An 18,027-nucleotide genomic window follows, 5' to 3' on the forward strand; every position below is an offset into this window, starting at 1 on the left:
TATATCTCTAAAAAAGAGCTGAAATTAATTTAATAATCCAGCTGTGTGATTATATAATTATTAATCTAATAAGTATTTTTTTATATAATTATGGTATAAATGTACTGTGACAGCGAGCTCATTATACATGTATAAAATATCGTATGCAATTGTGATTGTCAATGTAAAGTAAATCATGCTATGAGAAAAAAATATCTTCAACAAAATGTGTATCAGGCCTTACAAACTCGCCTCCATTTTATATTTAAGGAGTTCGATACTATTTATATATCTTTTTCAGGGGGGAAAGATAGCGGTTTATTGTTGAATATTCTTTTAGAATTTCGAGATCGTTACTATCCTTTACGAACAATTGGTGTATTCCATCAGGATTTTGAAGCACAGTATAGCATGACAACAGAATATGTAGAAGAAACTTTTTATACTTTAGAAAAACGCGTAAATGTAGAGTTATACTGGCTTTGTTTACCTATGGCAACACGAACTGCTTTAAGTAGTTATGAAATGTACTGGTATCCTTGGGACGATACAAAAAAAGACTGCTGGGTGCGCCCGATGCCACAACATGATTATGTCATCAATTTAGATCATAATCCTATAACAACTTACCGTTATAAAATGCACCAAGAAGACTTAGCTAAGCAATTTGGCCGTTGGTATCGACGAACACATGGACATAAAAAAACAATTTGTTTGTTAGGAATTCGTGCGGATGAATCGTTGCAACGATATAGCGGTTTTATTAATAAGAAATATGCTTATAAAGAAAAATGTTGGATTACGAAACATTTTAAAGAAGTTTGGACAGCATCACCATTATATGACTGGTCAGTTGAAGATATTTGGCATGCGTATTATCTTTTTGACTTCCCTTATAATAAGCTATATGATCTATACTATAAAGCCGGTCTAACGGTTTCTCAGATGCGTGTCGCTTCCCCTTTCCAAGATTATGCAAAAGATTCCCTTAATCTTTATCGAATAATCGATTTTCAGATGTGGGTAAAACTATTAGGAAGAGTTCAAGGCGCAAATTTTACTATGATTTATGGTAAGACTAAAGCAATGGGATATCGTAAAGTTACTCTTCCTGAAGGTCATACATGGAAATCTTATACACAATTTTTGCTTGCTACACTTCCAACACGGTTACGTCAGAACTACATAAAGAAATTTAATAAATCTATTACGTTTTGGCATACCGTTGGTGGTGGTCTTGAAGAAGAGACCATCCAAGAGTTGGAAGAACATGGCTATCGAATCAAAAGGAATGGGATTTCTAATCATACAATTTTTAAGAATTCAAGAATTATTTTCTTAGACAAGATTCCAGATAATACAGACGACATCAAGTCAACCAAAGATATCCCTAGTTGGAAACGGATGTGTTTTTGTATTTTGAAAAACGATCATATTTGTCGATTCATGGGATTTGGATTGACTCGAGAACAACAGAGGCAACTAAATTATCTTAAGGAAAAATATAATAGTTTGGAGGAACTAGGTAATGAGTAAAAGTCCTGTATATAATATTCAAGCGGTTCCAGTAGAAAAAATTGTACCAAATGATTATAACCCAAATGCTGTTGCACCGCCTGAGATGAAATTATTGTATGATAGTATTAAATCGGATGGCTACACAATGCCTATTGTTTGTTATTATGACAAGCTAAAAGATTCTTATATCATCGTCGATGGCTTTCATCGGTATAGAATTATGAAAGAATATACAGATATCTATGAACGAGAGAATGGGCTGCTGCCTGTTTCTGTCATTGATAAACCTCTTGATCAGAGGATTGCAAGTACGATTCGACATAACCGCGCTAGAGGAAGTCATGATGTAGATTTAATGAGCAATATCGTGAAAGAACTCCACGAATTCGGACGTTCAGACACATGGATCGCTAAACATTTGGGAATGGAGAAAGACGAGATTCTTCGTCTGAAACAGATCACAGGCGTTGCCGCCTTATTTAAAGAGGTTGACTTTGGACAAGCTTGGGAACCCATGGAAGAGGAAGAACTGTTAATGGATAGTTAATCCCAAAAGGGTGAATAAGAAAAATAAATATATTGAAGCCGGTGTGCTTTTTGTGCTAAATTCATACGATAAGCTATACACTCATACATAAACCAAAAATTAAAACGTTTTTCCTCATCTGATAATGCTTCAATGGCTTTCTTTTATCTACGTATCTCGTAGTCTAGCACTTACAAGGTGTTATTGGATACTTTTAACAAGTATGATATACTTCTTTGGACTGTATTCTGGGGACAACGAAAAACATTTTGCTAAAAAACCGTACATCATCGATCTTTTGTTTTTGCAAAAGCTTTCTAAAGAGTTTTAACATACTAAATTTTTTATCCGACAATTAAACGCCCTTTTAGTAAAATATGTTTTAAACCAGACAAAAAGCACACACTCTTATAACTTTTACCATCTAGATACTTTTCTTGTATCCCTCAATATTAATATAAGTGCCCTTTAAAACCATGCCGTTGCAAAATTTTGCATCCCATTGCTTTTTAAGCAAATTTCATCTACATAGACATAATGATAAGTTTTGGGAGTTGGTTAAATCCACTATGTCACAATTTGTTTATAATCTTTTTTCTTCAGATCCTTTAGGATACCATACTATCTCAGTGATCTTCGAAAACATCTTCAATCCAGTAAATAGAAAATTCGGCTAGATACTATACTATCTCTAACAAACAGTATAGGATTATGTCTTTTTTATTTTGCAAAACTTCCCCTAACATCCTTTTTTAAAAAATTAAATATCACAAACATCCCCTTATTTACTTAAACTTTTGTAATAATAAGAAATGTGGTAACAAAAATACCTTTATCTCTATATTCAACAAATACGTTGTTTTTTTTGTACCTCCACCAACAACAAATATCATGGACATATTAAATAAATTACGTAAATAAAATTATTTTTTACACAAAAAATATTCAAATACATGACAAAAAACTTTTTTAATGATTTATAAGACAAGTACTACCAAACCAAGTATTTAAAACTCACCTATAACTCTACAATAGTGTACTTTTAGAAAGCTACACAACTAGAAGTATAGCGAGTAAAATATAACAATATTCATACTTTTAAACAGTTAAATTGTAGTGATTTTATTAATTTAAATTAATAATTATTTATTTTACGATAATATTTTTTAGTATTTTATAATTTATTTAAATAATTTCTCATAAATAGTCATTTGATATCTACGATAATCTTATCTTTTATATGAAATTTAATTTTACGAGCTGCTAGGTTCACGGGATAGACAGTAGCCTATAACTTATGTTATACTAGCCATGCAAAAAAAGATTTTCGATATTTATCCATATTTACAATGATCCTGTAAATAGTAAAAAGTATTCCCGCTTTAAGTACTCAGTCATAACATAATAAATTTTCAAAAATCAGAGCATTTTGTTTTTAAATATATTTCAAGGAAAAGAATTAAAAAAAGGAGGTAGACGCATGGTTATTGATCGATTTAATGGAGATGATGAAAGTTATATTTTATACTATTTGGAGGTACATAAACGTGTATCTAATCGCGATCTTTGTGAAGCATTACATTTATCGACTTCAACCATTCGTAAAAAGCTTGCTAAAATGGAGGAAAAGGGGCTCCTCATAAGAACTCATGGTGGTGCTGCTAGTATTGATGCCGACCGCGATGAAACCATGAAGCGAAAATCCAGAATCAATATTTTAAATAAAAAAGCCATCGCAGCAGAGGCTTGTCGATTAATTAATGATGGTGATGTCTTGGCTCTTGGCGGTGGCTCCACAGTAGCAGAGATGGCACCCTGGCTTTTAAAGCTAAAAGAAGCTGTGATTCTAACAGATTCCACCGTTATGTCAACACTTACCATTCCCAACCAAAAATTGGAGGTACACATTAACAGTGGGATTGTTCGAGGACGTACTGGTTGTGTCGTTGGTCCAACATCGGATATTCTTTTTCAGTCGTATAGCGCAGACAAAGCATTTATTGGTTGTGATGCTTTTGATATTGAATTCGGTGTAGGAAGCGATAATATTCTTGTGGGAAAAGTAGAAAAGGTGATGCTAAAATGTGCAAGAGAGCGCTATATTCTCTGTGACAGCACAAAACTCAATCAAAATGCCCTTTGTTCTTTTATCAGAATTTCAGAGATCACAGCGCTGATTACGGATGATGACGCAAACCCAGAATATATCAAACGGATGAGAGACGCTGGGCTTAAAGTAATTCTTGCCACAATTCCGCGTTTGTCAGAGCCAGAAACGGACATTAAGGGAAAAGATGTCCCTTTAGAGAGCAAAACGCTCAAAAAAACGGAATAAATCTCGATATGACCTTTTTGAACGAGTTATTATCAAAAGCCTGGAAACCTTTTATTTTAAAGGGTTTCCAGGCTTTTTGGTTTTCTTGACATTTTAAAAAAATCCATTCATAATAAAAGTAATCGATAACCCCAAACAGACATTTTGGACAATTCAAACATCCAAAAGAGGTGATATTATCGAAATTTTACATGAAAAATATCGAGTAAATCAGGATGCAAATGCGCTGATTTCTCAAATACAAAATTTTGCATTAGACATGGATGGAACCATTTATCTGGATGAAACATGGATTGATGGTGCCAAGGTTTTTCTGGAACGAATTGAGCAAACGGGCCGGAATTATTGTTTTATGACAAACAACTCATCTAAAAATGCAGAAATTTATGTGGAAAAATTACATAAAATGGGTCTCGACATCGATCCACAAAAACAGTTGATCACTTCTGGGCATGCTACCATTGACTACCTAAAACGAAATTTTCCCGAGAAAAGTGTATACCTTTTTGGAAATAAGGCACTTATGGATGAATTTGAAAAAAATGGCATCTGTCTGGAAGAAGACCATCCTGATGTATTGATTTCTGCATTTGATACTTCTTTCAACTATACAAAACTATGTAAATTTTGTGATTTAGTACGCGAAGGCCTTCCATACATTGGTACACATCCAGATTATAACTGTCCAACCCAAAATGGATTTGTCCCAGATATTGGAGCCTTTCATGCCTATGTAAGCGCATCGACAGGACGAATGCCGGATAAGATCATCGGAAAGCCAAACAAAGAAATAATCGACTATACCTTAAATGTGTTGAGTGCTAAACCTGAAAATACAGCAGTTGTAGGTGACCGGCTGTATACTGATGTAAAATCTGGTGTTTTCAACGGCCTTTTTGGTATTTTGGTACTTAGTGGAGAGGCCCGATTGGCTGATCTTCCGGGATCGGATGTAAAACCACATCTCGTTTTCGATTCCGTGAAAAATATCACACCATTATTGTAAGGTGGCCATCAGGCGAGATCGGAGGGAAAAAATGTATGTAATAGGAATCGATTTGGGAACACAAAGTTTAAAAGGCCTTTTGGTCGATATAAATGGAAAAATCATAATGGAGGCAAATTGCGCACATGATCCGGTATATCCATACCCAGCATGGGCAGAACAAGTCGTAGCAGACTGGATCCATTCTTTTAAGAAAGTGGTACATGAATTAATACAAAAAAGTGGAGTCGCGCCAGAGGAAATTGGAACAATCGGGATGGATGCGATTAATGACAGTATTGTTGTCATTGATCACGAGGGAAATCCGATGATGAATTCAATTATCTGGCTAGATCGTCGCGCTGAAACAGAAATTAAAACAATTGAAAAAAAAATTTCTTCAGAACGCGTATTTGAAATCACAGGTTTAAACCTGGATTCATCTCATACTGCTGCAAAGATGCTATGGGTTAAAAAACATCATCCAGAGATATATGAAAAATGCAAAAACATCCTAAATGTGGATAGTTTTATGGTACATTGGATGACCGGAGAAAGTGTGGTGGATTATGCCCAAGCGTCAGCATCAATGTTATACAACGTTACAGATAAATGCTGGGACGCTGAGATGGCAAAAGTCTTTGATATTGATCCACAGCTATTAGGCAGAATCGGAAAACCGGAGGAAGTTTGCGGTCATTTAACAGAGCAGGCCGCAAAAGAGCTAGGTTTGACCACAAAGACGAAAGTGATCATCGGTACAGGTGACGAACATTCTGCCTGTGTAGGATCTGGACTCGTGAAACCAGGCATGGTGTGTGATATCACGGGAACTGCAGAACCTGTGGCAGCTGTGGCGGACAAACCAGTATTTGATAAGATTGGAAATTTAGTGGAAACTCATCATCATGCGGATGCAAGATGGTGGCTAATCGAAAACCCTGGCTTCGTATCTGGCGGCTCCACACGTTGGTTCCGCGACAATATTATGCGATATGACAATTACGACATAATGAATGTTATGGCTGCGACATCTCCAGTAGGTTCTAATGGCGTTATTTTTCTCCCATGCATGCAAGGAGCAATGACGCCGACTTGGAATGGAAACGCAAGAGGAACCTTTACCGGATTAACATTGAACAATAATTTTGATGATTTAGCACGAGCTGTATTTGAAGGCATTGCATTCGGTCTCAGGGACAATGTGGACCGCTTTGAAGAAATCGGTATGGATTGTTCAAATGTACGTATCGTCGGTGGCAGTACAAAATCACCTTTATGGTGTCAGATGAAAGCAGACTTACTGGGTAAACCCATGACGGCAACTAAAAGCGCGGAAGGTGCGGCGATTGGTGCAGCAATGTTAGCAAGCGTAGCAGAAGGTAATTTCAAAGATCTGGACGAAGCAGCAGAAGCCATGGTCGAACTAGGCGCAACCTATGAACCAGACGTACAAAAAAAGGCATCCTATGATGAAGCTTATGGCCGCTACAAAGAGTGTTATGCTGCGATGGAACTATTTTTTGATAAATGTTACAGCTAGAAAGGAACAAAATGATCATAGCAGATCCAAGACTGATTTATGCAGATCCTAGAGATTTAGATACGCTCAGAAATGCATTAAAAGATAATGATCCTGAGGGTAAACTCTGCCCTATTTTAATGGATCAGATTTATATTCAAAAAAAAGCGATAGAATTACTGCCTGAGATTATCTCAGAGCATACACGTGGCAAAAAGATACTCATGGTATCCGACATGACACCCTACTTCCGTGGAAAAGATAGTTTAAAGGAGCAAATTTATTATCTGTTAAGTCAAAATTTCGATGTACTCTGGCTAACTTTAGATAATCATGACCATGTACTGCACGCAGTCGATGAAGAGAGTACTCGAATCCAGGAAGTAATCCGCACACATCAAGCAGACTGTGTACTAGGAATTGGTGGAGGCACTATAACAGATCTTTGTAAAGATGCATCGCACGCAGTCGACGATTCTATTCCGCTAATCATTGTACAAACGGCATTATCCGTAAATGCTTTTTCGGACGGAATTTCAATTATGCTGAAAAACGGTGTAAAATGTTCACTCCCAACTCGTTATCCTTCTGTTCTGGTGATTGACTTAGACGTAATCGAACAAGCACCTATGGAAAGAAACCTTGCAGGATACGGTGATGTACTGGCAACTTGGACTGCACCGGTGGATTGGTATTTATCTTATAAATTAGGAATGAACAACACCTACAATGATCCATCTTGCGACATTTTACGCACGCAAAATTCAGAGTTGTTAGAACAATCTGCACGGTTGGCAGCAAAAGACCAGGAAACATTTGAACTGTTGGCCAAAGTGCTTACATTAAGTGGTTTGGCCATGGGAATTGCAGGGGAATCCAGCCCTTCCTCAGGAACAGAGCATATCATCACGCATTTACTGGATATGGCCGCAGATAAGCAGCATCGTGATGTCGCATTCCACGGTGCCCAGGTGTCCATTGGCACAATCTTTACTGCAATCGCTTGGGATATTTTGTTAAATGAATTTGATCCCACATCCGTAGATCTTGAAAAATGCTTTCCTACAGAGGAAAAAATGAAATCCATGGTCTATGAGTCCTTTGAATGGATTAAGAAAGAAACTGCCGATGAATGCTGGAAAGGCTATCAAAAAAAGCTGGAAAACTGGAAATCAAACAAAGAAAATTTCAAAAAATTTTTACGCAACTGGGATATTATTAAAACAGAAATTCAAAATGTTGTCGTGTCACCGCAACATTTATGTGAACAGATGCGTGCCGCCGGAGCCCCCACCCATTATTCTCAAATGACACCGTCTATTGATGAAAAAACAGCTCGCTGGGCGCTTCGCAATTGCCACTTATACCGGAATCGTTTTACCCTGTCCGACTTGCTTTTCTATCTAGGATGGTGGAACGATGATTTTATTGAACGCTTGATTCAGCGTGCATCGGAACTAGATGCAGGTTTGTAAAGCGCGAGAAAATTCTTTTTATTGACCCCCTTTTATTTAAAAAACACCCCTGTGGAATAAAAATTCCACAGGGGTGTTTTGATATATTATATTTAATCTCCAAAAATTTCTTTGTGAATAAAAGCAGCTACTCCATCTTCGTCACAGCTAGGAATGATTTCATCAGCTAGTTCTTTCACAGAGTCCAGAGCGTTGCTCACAGCATATCTCCGATCAGCCACTTCAAACATTGATAGATCATTCAAATTATCTCCGAAAACGACGACTTCATCACAATGTAACATGCTTTTCAGTTCGAGTAGTGCATTCTTTTTAGTTGCCTGATCTGAAAAAATTTCAATACAGTAAAGCCCATTATAAATATTTAAATAAAAAGCACAGGATACGCCTTTTATTTTTTGTATAGCTGTATAAATTGGCTTGAGCTTTTCTTCAGTATCAGTGCATGCAAGATACACAATATCTGACACGGAAACAAATGATTTAAGGTCTGGTTGACAGTCCACTTTTGCACAGCATTTCAAGGCTCTATCGCTGTAATATTGCCTCTGCTTTATCATTGCCTTCCGATTATAATAAATCTGAATCTGGTTCTGTGAGAAGCTGTAAAGAAAAACGCCTGTGTCCATTTCATTAAATACCTCCAAAACAGCAAAAACTGCCTCAGGGTACATTTTTTTTGCTCCAAGATAAGAATGCGTACTAAAATCGTAAAGAAAGACACCATTCGTTAAAATGGACGGCGTAGTTAAATTAAGAGGCTCCAACCGATAATCACAACCATATGGCATACGTGCTGTCGCAACTGCAAAGTTCACATTCTTAGCCAAACAATCGTTCAAAAGCATGATTGTTTTTTCGGACAAACTTTTTTTTGTCGTAAACAGAGTTCCATCCAAATCAGATAAATAAAGTGTGTTCATAAATATCTCCTTTTTCTTTGAATGCTTATTTCCTAAAATAAGCATCAAAGAATAACTTCTTGAGTAGCAATAATATCTGTTCCACTGCCACAGACATCCGAAATAATTACATCACCCACATGAATGGGAAGTTTTGAACGCTCAACCGGATTTGAAAAAATTTGCTCAATGCAATCAAAAAGCATACGTTTAGGAATCGGTGAAGATGTTTTGACACTGAATGGCTTTTCATACCCTTCAATTCGCATCAAAGAAGTCAAAATTCTAAGCGGTTCCAACGCCTCCTGAAACGCAAACTTTTCACCGCGCTTACAGATATTACCATTAACAGAGAGAACGCGGCTTTTATCTATCTCAACATTTAAGCGACATCCCATAGGACAGTTGATACAAATTAACTGCTTTGTTTTCACCATTTTCATACCTCCAACCGAACCGTAATATCTTGTTCTGCCTGATTAAGCAAAGTGCGTTCAACCCTAAATGAGCACATTTCTCCAGGCGTCACCACCATTTTTTTCATCTCCTTAATACAGTTCCCATCTACATCAATACATATTTTGCAGTTTTTATACTTATTCTTTGGTCGAAACATAAACTCTACCTCATCATCGCCATCAAAAAGAATCTTTTGTGGAACGACACCATTGACACCAAATCCATCCTTTACAGAAACAGCTTTGTTTTCAACCGCCCCCATTTTCAGATAACGCGCAGCATTTCTGCCTGCTTTTGTCCCTTCCATGCTCACAAAATCTACTAAATCATGTACATGGAGAACATTTCCACATGAAAAGACTCCCTCAAGAGAGCTCATCAGATTATCATCAACAACTGCACCTTTAGTCGTTTCGGATAATTCAATACCGGCAGCTCTAGTTAACTCATTTTCTGGAATCAAGCCAGCTGAAATCAAAAGTGTATCACAGGGGAGTTCAAACTCTGTACCTGGGATTGGACAGCGATTTTCATCCACTTTAGCGATAGTCACCTGTTCCACACGCCCTTTTCCTTGAATGTCAACAATGGTACTATTATAACTAATCGGAATGTCAAAATCTTCCAGACATTGGGAAATATTTCTTGCTAAACCTCCAGAATAAGGCATAATTTCTACAACATGTTCTACACGGGCTCCTTCCATAACAAACTGTCTCGCCATGATAAGCCCAATATCACCAGATCCTAGAATAACAATATTTTTCCCTGGAAGATAACCATCTATATTTAAATAATGTTGGGCCGTCCCCGCCGTGATAATACCGGCAATACGTTTTCCTGGGATCATTAGGGCGCCTCGGGAACGTTCCCTACATCCCATGGCAAGAATAATCGCTTTGGCCTGAATCTCGAAAAGTCCTTTTTCTGGATGAAGGGCACTGATAACTTTTTGAGGAGAAATATTTAAAGCAAAAGTGTTTGTAAGACACTCAATGTCGGCATTAAGTGCCTCCGACGAAATTCTATAGGCAAACTCAACACCCGTCAAATCCTCTTTATACTTATGAACGCCAAATCCATTATGGATACACTGTCTCAAAATCCCTCCGAGATAGGGACTACGTTCAAGAACAAGGATATCTCGAATCCCCTGCTTTTTAGCTTCCACGGCTGCTGAAAGGCCTGCGGCACCTCCACCAATAATTACTAGATCTTTTTTCATGATCAGACATTTCCTCCGTTTTTCATACATGCTTTTTCCATTAAAATATAAGAATTGCCACCTGACTGGGTGATTTCCAAAGGTGTTTTTCCCAATTCCTCACAAAGGATCTCCATAACCCGGGGGCTACAAAATCCACCTTGACATCGTCCCATTCCGGAGCGTACCCGCATTTTTACAGCTCCAATACTACGTGCCCCTACCGGACGTCGGATTGCATCACGAATTTCCGCTTCGGTGATCTGTTCACACCGACAGACGATACGCGCGTAATCAGGATCTTTAGCTATGGCTTTTTTCCGCTCTTCTACGTTCATGGTACGAAAAGTTTTTTTGACCTCACGGCCGATTTTATAATTTGGATTTACAGGAGGCTGTTCACGTTCAACCAGTATTTTAACCATATCAATCGCTATCGCAGGAGCCGCCGTTACACCGGGTGATTCAATTCCAGCCAAATTGATAAAGTTCAACGCATCCTCCGGTTCGCCCAAAATAAAGTCATCACGGTCAGGGTGTGCACGACTCCCGCCGTAAGCTGTGATCACAGCATCTCGAGGAAATTTTGAAACATGCTTGCTAATTGGAAGATATTGCCATTTTTTTTCAAAATAATTGAGAATTTTGTCCATCCCTTCTTTAGTATTATCAGAAAAATCAGGATCCTCCACATCATCAGCATTACAGCCAAGGATAATTGTGCCATCCACGGAAGGCATCAATCCCATGCCTTTGGTATGCCCACCAGTTGTAAGTTTTTCCGGAGTCTGACAAATGGTTGTTTTAGTGTATTGCGAAAGATCGCGATCTAAGATTAGATGTTGTCCCTCACGTGGAATAATTTTGAACGTATCTCTTGATACCATATTATTAAATTTATCTGCATGTGTACCTGCACAATTAAAAATGTAGCGCGTTCGTTCTTCACCCTCAGAAGTCATAACAACCCAGACGTCATCACTCATTTTTACTTTCAGAGCTGCACAACCTGTTTTAAAAACCACACCATTTCTAGCGGCATTTTCAGCCATCGCGAATACCAGATTGTAGGGACAAACCATCGCACTTTCTGGAACCCAAAGACCTCCAATAACGCCTTCCCCCATATCCGGTTCAATTTCCAAAACGCGCTTTCTATCGCATATTTCTGTTTTTACGCCATTTTGGCATCCCACTTTGTAAAGCCGCCTTACTTCCTCCATTTGCTCATCGTTAGTTGCAAAAACGATCATACCATTTTGAACATAAGGAACATCGAGTTCTTCACAAAGTTTTTGATACATACGACTGCCTTGTACATTATAAATCGCTTTATTGGATCCAGGATCAGGATCATATCCAGCATGAACAGTCGCAGAATTTCCACGGGTTGTGCCAGCGCATAGATCATGCCCTTTCTCCAAAACCAGAACTTTCAGATCATATCTGGCAAGTTCTCTTGCAACAGAGCATCCACTAATTCCCGCTCCGATTATAACTGCATCCCACATGAATATGTGCCTCCTTCTTAATCTTGAGATTTGTCTGTTTGGTTGATTTCATCATATCGGAGTCCCCTTAAAGCGTCAAGAAAGATCCCCATCCAAATACGTCACGATTCAGATGGAAACGCTCATAAAGAGCTTATTCTAATCGTTTTGGTAAAAATGGAAAAATATAAATCACTTTAGGCAACCATTATTGCATAAAAGAAAATTGAAGAAATCTTAAAAAATCATGATGTTAAAACCAAAGGATTTTTTTAATTTCAACCGGATATTTTTTCATTTTTTAATCAAAACGAGAAATTATCCTATTAGTGTGAGCGATTCATACAAATTTTTTTCCAGCACGACCGATTCAGGACAATTTGGCTGTTTGACGGGTGTGAAAAATTTATGTATATTTTTTGTAGCGGGCGAGCTTCCTATTTGCTCAGAAGAAATCGTCTGCTGATGTCTGTTTGGGTTTTGAGATTTTAATAAAAACGCACCGCGGCTTAGCCCGCAGAAAGAGAGATACTAAAATGGCAAAACCAAATTTAATTGTAATGTTGACACATAATGATGTAACCGTAAAGGACGCTTACGATATCTTCGAATCATGTAAGGACATTGATAGCGTACAGCACTGGGGTTTTAAAAATGTCGGACTCCCTAAAGATGAAATGAAACGAATCGTACAAGCAATGAAGAAAGCTGGAAAAACAACATATCTTGAAGTTGTTACCTATGACGAAGCTTCATGCTTGGAAGCTGCAAAAACTTGTATTGACTGCGGATTTGATACCCTAATGGGAACTGTTTACTATGAATCCGTGCACAAATACCTGAATGAACATAATATGACATATAGTCCATTTGTTGGAAAAGTTTCTGGTTCTCCTAGCATCCTAGAAGGAACTAACGAGGAAATCATCCAAAATGCCAAGGATTTGATGGCAAAAGGTATCACCGCTTTTGATATTTTAGCTTATCGTCATGTTATCGATGGCGAAAAACTTGCCAGGGATTTCTGTGCAGCGATTGACGCACAGGTTGCTGTTGCAGGAAGTATTTCCGATTACGAACGTATTGATACCATGTTTGATATTGGCCCTTGGGGCTTTACAATGGGTAGCGCTTTGTTTACAAAGAACTTTGTGCCAGATGGGAGTTTTAAAGAAAACTTACAGGCAGTTGCCGATTATATGGATAAAAAATAAATAAGGATACAGGCTGCCGCGTCAAGCGGCAGCCCTTAAAATAGGAGGGTAATATGATTAGTCAAATAATTGTTTATATTATGGTCATCTTCATGGCGGTTGCTGCCATTGATCGGATGTTTGGGAACAGACTCGGTCTTGGCCAGGAATTCGAAGAAGGCTTCAACGCCATGGGTGCTCTGACTCTTGGAATGGCTGGGATCATGGTTACAGTAGACTTAATTGGCGCTGTGCTCACACCAACTGTTGGGGCTCTGTTTTCAGCGATCGGAGCTGACCCAAGCATGGCGGGATCACTAATTCTCTCTATTGATACCGGAGGATATGCATTAGCTCATGCCATTCAACCAAACAACGCTGACATTGCGAACTTTTCAGCCATCATTTTGGCATCAATGATGGGACCAACGATCGCTTTTGGAATTCCCGTTTGTCTTGGAATTATGCAACCAAGTGATAAACGTTTTCTAGCTATTGGAACTATGTCTGGAATTGTCTGTATTCCTTTCGCATGTATAGTCGGTGGCTTAGTTGCTGGCTTTGATATAGGGATGGTATTGATCAACATGGTACCTGTGCTGATCTTTGCAGTTTTGATTGCGTTAGGACTAAAATTTATTCCGACAGGCATGATCAAAGGTTTTAATATTTTCGCAAAATTTATGATTGCATACCTAAGCTTTTTCCTCGGTGTAGCAATTGTACAAGAACTGACTCCAATTCACCTGATTGAATTACGTCCATTATCTGAAGTATGGGGCGTTATCGGATCAATTGCCATGATGCTGGCCGGTGCTTATCCACTGGTTAAAGTCTTAACAAAAGTCTTAGGCAAACCGCTCGGTAAACTCGGTGCGATGATCGGTATTAACGATGTTGCCGTAGCAGGACTGATTGCCTGCTGTGCCAACTCAATTCCTGCATATAGTATGCTAAAAGATATGGATAATAAAGGTAAGGTCATTAATATTGCTTTTGCTTGTTGTGCAGCCTTTGCACTCGGCGATCATCTAGGCTTTTGCGCAGGTGTAGAACCCGATTTAATTGCAGCGATGGTGGCCGCAAAACTTTTTGGTGGTGTTCTTTGTGTACTTTCAGCGATTTTCTTTATGAATTTAGATAAAAAACAGTTGGAGGATATTCCCGAAGCAACCGTTTGAAAAATAATTTATTATTATAAAAGGTAAACGATATTAAATGAAAAGGAATTCTACATTATCGAATAAAAAATATATTCTGCTTTTATTGGGAGTTTTTATTGCTGCCATTGTCCTGTTCTTTCTCCTTAAGGGAACAATTGATCTGACAGAGCTTGGTAAAACAGTAAAAAGTCCAACCGACACGGAAGATAATCTCTCTTATGGAAAAAAATACCACCCATCCTCCAATCATATACTTGAAAGGGATAAAATTGTCATCAAAAATTTTGGTTCCGAACTGAAAGCACAGGATCTGGCGACGGGCACCTGTGTGGAGGCATGCAGTATTGCTGAAAAGAGTAATGAAACTATTTGTTATTTTTCAGAATACTCAGGATATTTTTATATGTTTGACGGAAAAAATGTGTATCGTGCCGTGGTCAACACGCCACAGCAACTTAGAACAACGGTAGAAAATTGTATAAAGTTTGAACCAATGGGAAATTATCTTTATTCACTAAAAGAACATCACGGAGAGCGTCGTCTCTTTCGTTGCAGTATCACAGGAGCCTACGAAGAAATGCTCTTCCAAGATACAATAGAGAATTTTTGGGCCAGTGACGGCAATCTACTCATGCAGCTTTCCAACGGGCACTACCGCTGGTATAATCTCATATCACAAAACAATTTAGAGCATACCTTGCCAGAATCCGCACAAAATATTAGTCTGAATGGCGATTATATGTTTTATTTATCAAAAGCAGATGGTGTTGTATATCGACGGTTCTGTAATTCAACCGAAGATACCGCTCTTCCCTTTTCGTCTGTTACGAATTATAACGCTGCCAATGGGAAAGTTGGGTTGCTTATATCGAATTCAGATAGGCGTATACAGGCCGCTTGGTGTCAAAGCGATGGTTCAAGTGCACATATTTTTGAAGATCGCTTCTTTTCTCAGGAAAGCATTATAGATATAGCAGAAAATCATCTTTTTGTAACAGAAGAAAATGGTGCAACTTGGGCCACATCGTTAGATAACGAAGAATGGTATCAATTATTCGATGATGCAGATTCAAATTAGGAGGTATATATGAATCCGTTGATTGCAGGCATTGACCTTGGCACTACTGCCATGAAAATTGCCATTTTTGATACAAAAGGTAAAATACAAGGTAACGCAACAATAGAGTACCAGCTTTATACACCACAGAGTTATTTCGTAGAATCAGACCCAACCATCTATATGGCTGCCATTGAAAAAGGGTTTAAACAGCTTGAAGAACAGGGAGTGAATTTAAATGAAGTGACCGCAATTGGCTTTTCCTTACAAAGTGAAACAATGTTCTTTGTAGATGGAAACTGTAATCCGTTGCGCAACTCTATTAGTTGGATGGATAACCGTGCAGTTAAACAATCCGAATATTTAACACAAAAATATGGTAATGAACTTTGCTATAAACATACCGGGCAAGTAAGTTGGGGAGCAAATTGGCCAATCACGAAAGCACTGTGGGTAAAAGAAAATGAACCGGACGTCTTTGCTAAAACAAAGAAAATTCTTCTGATCGAGGATTTCATAATCCATCATCTAACAGGCCGCTATGTATCAGATTGTTCAATGCTCAGCTCTACATTATACTGGGACATCACTACAAAAAAATATTGGCAGCCAATGTTGGATGAGTTGGGCATGACAGAAGAAAACTTTCCTGAAATCTTAGAACCAGGTGAAGTAGCAGGTACTATCTTACCAGAAATGGCCGAAAGGCTAGGTTTGAATTCCAACGTAAAAGTTTGTACTGGTGCTATGGACAACGCCATTGGTGCTGTAGGCGTTGGTGCAGTTCGTCCTGGTATGTTTTCGGAAAGTATCGGATCTACTCTGGCAGTATGTGTGCCAACCAATAAAATCATTTATGACGATAACCGCCAGATGCCAATCCATTATTATCCAGTCAAAGATACATATATGATGCATACTTTTACTTCAGGAGGAATATGCCTGCGTTGGTATCGTGATAATTTTTGTCAGCTTGAAATGGCCTGTGCAAAAATGCTCAAAGAAGACAGTTACGATCTGATGACAAAACAGGCGGCGCAAACACCCCCAGGAGCAGAAGGGTTAAGCTTTCTGCCGCATTTAAGTGGCTCTCTTGCGCCCGATGTGAATCCCCACGCAACGGGAATTTTCCTTGGACTTACAATGATACATAAAAAAGGACACTTTATCCGCGCGATTATGGAATCCTTGGGTTATCTTGTCCGTAGAAATATCGAGGCGCTCTCTGCAATGGGAATCGAAGTGGAAGAAATTCGTGCCTTTGGCGGCGGATCCAAGAGTTCTGTATGGAACCAAATTAAAGCTGATATTCTTCAGAAACCTATTTGCATCACGAACAGCAAAGAAGCGGCTTGTTTAGGTGCTGCAATTTTAGCCGGTAAAGCTATTGGATTATTTCAAAGCGTAGAAGAAGCTGCTGATAATATGGTAGAAGTAGTTGAACGGTATGAACCAAACCCAAATAATCAATCGATTTATGATAAAGGTTACGCCATTTACAAAGAAATGCAAAATGACTGCGTAGATCTTTTTGAAGCGATCGTACAAGAATAAATTTTAGAAAATATAATTATATCCCCTATGGACCGCTTTATGGTCAAGGACATTCTTTAAAATATTGAAAAATTAAAGAATGTCCTTATATTTTTTTATTTATTATAATAATAGAATATAGATTTAGTTTTAAGCAGATTTCTTGGGTTTTTACCTTCAATACACACAATTCTCCCCATATTTAGATTTGAAATCTTTAGACTTGATAAATCGATAAATTTCACAAAATGACCGTCCACAAGAAAAGGATGCGGACCGTCGTTTAAAATTAAATTCATGGCTAATCTCCTCTCTAAATTTCGATTTATCATACTTCCTATTATTGATTAGTATTTCACATATTCCTTTTAATAAGAACTTTGAAAGATTTACTCTTGTTCTCGCACATATTAAAACATCCACATAAAAGCCATCAATTGCATTTACCAAACGATCAAAGCTCAATCGTTATAGCTAATACGCGACCATTTTTTACTGGAATCTCATTTTTCACCAACCTTAATCTATTTTTCAAAAAATAAAAAAGCAGCCGCCCTTCTGAAGTGAACCCCATTTGTTAGACATGTGGTATAATACTAACAAGTGGGGTGATTTTATATGCCAAAAGGAATACCAAACAAGAAATACACCGGTGAATTAAAGCAGAAGCTGGTTGAATTAGTGCG

Annotated in this window: 15 protein-coding genes; 10 read left to right on the top strand and 5 right to left on the bottom strand. The window is 38.1% G+C overall.

Annotated elements, in window-relative coordinates; translation table 11 throughout:
* The first annotated feature begins 180 nt into the window (after positions 1-180).
* The 6 genes from FYJ53_RS19165 to FYJ53_RS19190 all read left to right on the top strand — a co-directional run bounded on the left by FYJ53_RS19165 (position 181) and on the right by FYJ53_RS19190 (position 8,340).
* Positions 181-1,515: a phosphoadenosine phosphosulfate reductase gene (locus FYJ53_RS19165; RefSeq protein ID WP_013380157.1), complete on the top strand. Its 1,335-nt coding sequence runs from the start codon at positions 181-183 to the stop codon at positions 1,513-1,515.
* Entirely contained in the window at positions 1,508-2,044 is a 537-nt protein-coding gene (locus FYJ53_RS19170; protein ID WP_013380156.1) for a ParB/RepB/Spo0J family partition protein, read from the top strand. The genes FYJ53_RS19165 and FYJ53_RS19170 overlap by 8 nt, the downstream gene beginning before the upstream one ends.
* A 1,459-nt stretch (positions 2,045-3,503) precedes the next feature.
* The gene (locus FYJ53_RS19175) at positions 3,504-4,358 is read left to right on the top strand and encodes a DeoR/GlpR family DNA-binding transcription regulator (protein WP_058694827.1); all 855 of its coding nucleotides are present in this window, start codon (positions 3,504-3,506) and stop codon (positions 4,356-4,358) included.
* A 238-nt stretch (positions 4,359-4,596) separates the two neighbouring features.
* Entirely contained in the window at positions 4,597-5,364 is a 768-nt protein-coding gene (locus FYJ53_RS19180) for an HAD-IIA family hydrolase (protein WP_338070036.1), read from the top strand.
* A gap of 31 nt (positions 5,365-5,395) precedes the next feature.
* The gene (locus FYJ53_RS19185; protein WP_013380152.1) at positions 5,396-6,886 is read left to right on the top strand and encodes an FGGY-family carbohydrate kinase; all 1,491 of its coding nucleotides are present in this window, start codon (positions 5,396-5,398) and stop codon (positions 6,884-6,886) included.
* A gap of 11 nt (positions 6,887-6,897) precedes the next feature.
* Positions 6,898-8,340, top strand: coding sequence for an iron-containing alcohol dehydrogenase (locus FYJ53_RS19190; protein ID WP_195840280.1), 1,443 nt, complete (start codon positions 6,898-6,900; stop codon positions 8,338-8,340).
* A 92-nt stretch (positions 8,341-8,432) separates the two neighbouring features.
* Here FYJ53_RS19190 and FYJ53_RS19195 read toward each other — a convergent pair whose 3' ends face one another.
* Genes FYJ53_RS19195 through FYJ53_RS19210 form a run of 4 tightly spaced genes read right to left on the bottom strand, consistent with a single transcriptional unit; the run spans position 8,433 to position 12,416 of the window.
* A complete protein-coding gene (locus FYJ53_RS19195) occupies positions 8,433-9,263 on the bottom strand; it encodes an HAD-IIB family hydrolase (RefSeq protein WP_243144011.1) in 831 nt (276 codons plus the stop codon).
* Positions 9,264-9,307: 44 nt separating this feature from the next.
* Positions 9,308-9,679: a DUF1667 domain-containing protein gene (locus FYJ53_RS19200; RefSeq protein ID WP_013380149.1), complete on the bottom strand. Its 372-nt coding sequence runs from the start codon at positions 9,677-9,679 to the stop codon at positions 9,308-9,310.
* Between the two features lie 2 nt (positions 9,680-9,681).
* On the bottom strand, positions 9,682-10,926 hold the full coding sequence (locus FYJ53_RS19205) for an NAD(P)/FAD-dependent oxidoreductase (protein ID WP_154557674.1): 1,245 nt from the start codon (positions 10,924-10,926) through the stop codon (positions 9,682-9,684).
* A 2-nt stretch (positions 10,927-10,928) separates the two neighbouring features.
* Positions 10,929-12,416 carry an NAD(P)/FAD-dependent oxidoreductase gene (locus FYJ53_RS19210; RefSeq protein WP_154557675.1) on the bottom strand — a complete coding sequence of 496 codons (1,488 nt, stop codon included), beginning with the start codon at positions 12,414-12,416 and terminating at the stop codon, positions 10,929-10,931.
* Between the two features lie 515 nt (positions 12,417-12,931).
* Here FYJ53_RS19210 and FYJ53_RS19215 point away from each other — a divergent pair.
* From FYJ53_RS19215 to FYJ53_RS19230, 4 genes are read left to right on the top strand one after another with little or no spacing between them, the layout of a single operon-like run.
* Positions 12,932-13,609 (top strand): hypothetical protein, encoded by a 678-nt coding sequence (locus tag FYJ53_RS19215; protein WP_154557676.1) that lies wholly within the window; start codon positions 12,932-12,934, stop codon positions 13,607-13,609.
* 53 nt (positions 13,610-13,662) lie between these two features.
* On the top strand, positions 13,663-14,769 hold the full coding sequence (locus FYJ53_RS19220; RefSeq protein ID WP_154557677.1) for an ethanolamine utilization protein EutH: 1,107 nt from the start codon (positions 13,663-13,665) through the stop codon (positions 14,767-14,769).
* Positions 14,770-14,806: 37 nt separating this feature from the next.
* A complete protein-coding gene (locus FYJ53_RS19225) occupies positions 14,807-15,829 on the top strand; it encodes a DUF5050 domain-containing protein (protein ID WP_013380143.1) in 1,023 nt (340 codons plus the stop codon).
* A gap of 9 nt (positions 15,830-15,838) precedes the next feature.
* A complete protein-coding gene (locus FYJ53_RS19230) occupies positions 15,839-17,362 on the top strand; it encodes an FGGY-family carbohydrate kinase (RefSeq protein WP_154557678.1) in 1,524 nt (507 codons plus the stop codon).
* Between the two features lie 95 nt (positions 17,363-17,457).
* On the opposite strand, the gene FYJ53_RS19235 is transcribed toward FYJ53_RS19230, so the two are convergent.
* Positions 17,458-17,640: a hypothetical protein gene (locus FYJ53_RS19235; protein WP_013380141.1), complete on the bottom strand. Its 183-nt coding sequence runs from the start codon at positions 17,638-17,640 to the stop codon at positions 17,458-17,460.
* Positions 17,641-18,027 lie beyond the last annotated feature (387 nt).

This window comes from Eubacterium sp. BL-380-WT-2B (assembly GCF_009696115.1).
In the GTDB taxonomy this organism is placed as follows: domain Bacteria; phylum Bacillota; class Clostridia; order Eubacteriales; family Eubacteriaceae; genus Eubacterium; species Eubacterium callanderi.

Excerpts from the sequence above, each read along its gene's own strand:
- FYJ53_RS19165 (WP_013380157.1), top strand. The coding sequence starts at position 181 with ATGAGAAAAAAATATCTTCAACAAAATGTGTATCAGGCCTTACAAACT.
- FYJ53_RS19170 (WP_013380156.1), top strand. The coding sequence starts at position 1,508 with ATGAGTAAAAGTCCTGTATATAATATTCAAGCGGTTCCAGTAGAAAAA.
- FYJ53_RS19175 (WP_058694827.1), top strand. The coding sequence starts at position 3,504 with ATGGTTATTGATCGATTTAATGGAGATGATGAAAGTTATATTTTATAC.
- FYJ53_RS19185 (WP_013380152.1), top strand. The coding sequence starts at position 5,396 with ATGTATGTAATAGGAATCGATTTGGGAACACAAAGTTTAAAAGGCCTT.
- FYJ53_RS19190 (WP_195840280.1), top strand. The coding sequence starts at position 6,898 with ATGATCATAGCAGATCCAAGACTGATTTATGCAGATCCTAGAGATTTA.
- FYJ53_RS19195 (WP_243144011.1), bottom strand. The coding sequence starts at position 9,263 with ATGAACACACTTTATTTATCTGATTTGGATGGAACTCTGTTTACGACA.
- FYJ53_RS19200 (WP_013380149.1), bottom strand. The coding sequence starts at position 9,679 with ATGGTGAAAACAAAGCAGTTAATTTGTATCAACTGTCCTATGGGATGT.
- FYJ53_RS19205 (WP_154557674.1), bottom strand. The coding sequence starts at position 10,926 with ATGAAAAAAGATCTAGTAATTATTGGTGGAGGTGCCGCAGGCCTTTCA.
- FYJ53_RS19210 (WP_154557675.1), bottom strand. The coding sequence starts at position 12,416 with ATGTGGGATGCAGTTATAATCGGAGCGGGAATTAGTGGATGCTCTGTT.
- FYJ53_RS19215 (WP_154557676.1), top strand. The coding sequence starts at position 12,932 with ATGGCAAAACCAAATTTAATTGTAATGTTGACACATAATGATGTAACC.
- FYJ53_RS19220 (WP_154557677.1), top strand. The coding sequence starts at position 13,663 with ATGATTAGTCAAATAATTGTTTATATTATGGTCATCTTCATGGCGGTT.
- FYJ53_RS19225 (WP_013380143.1), top strand. The coding sequence starts at position 14,807 with ATGAAAAGGAATTCTACATTATCGAATAAAAAATATATTCTGCTTTTA.
- FYJ53_RS19230 (WP_154557678.1), top strand. The coding sequence starts at position 15,839 with ATGAATCCGTTGATTGCAGGCATTGACCTTGGCACTACTGCCATGAAA.
- FYJ53_RS19235 (WP_013380141.1), bottom strand. The coding sequence starts at position 17,640 with ATGAATTTAATTTTAAACGACGGTCCGCATCCTTTTCTTGTGGACGGT.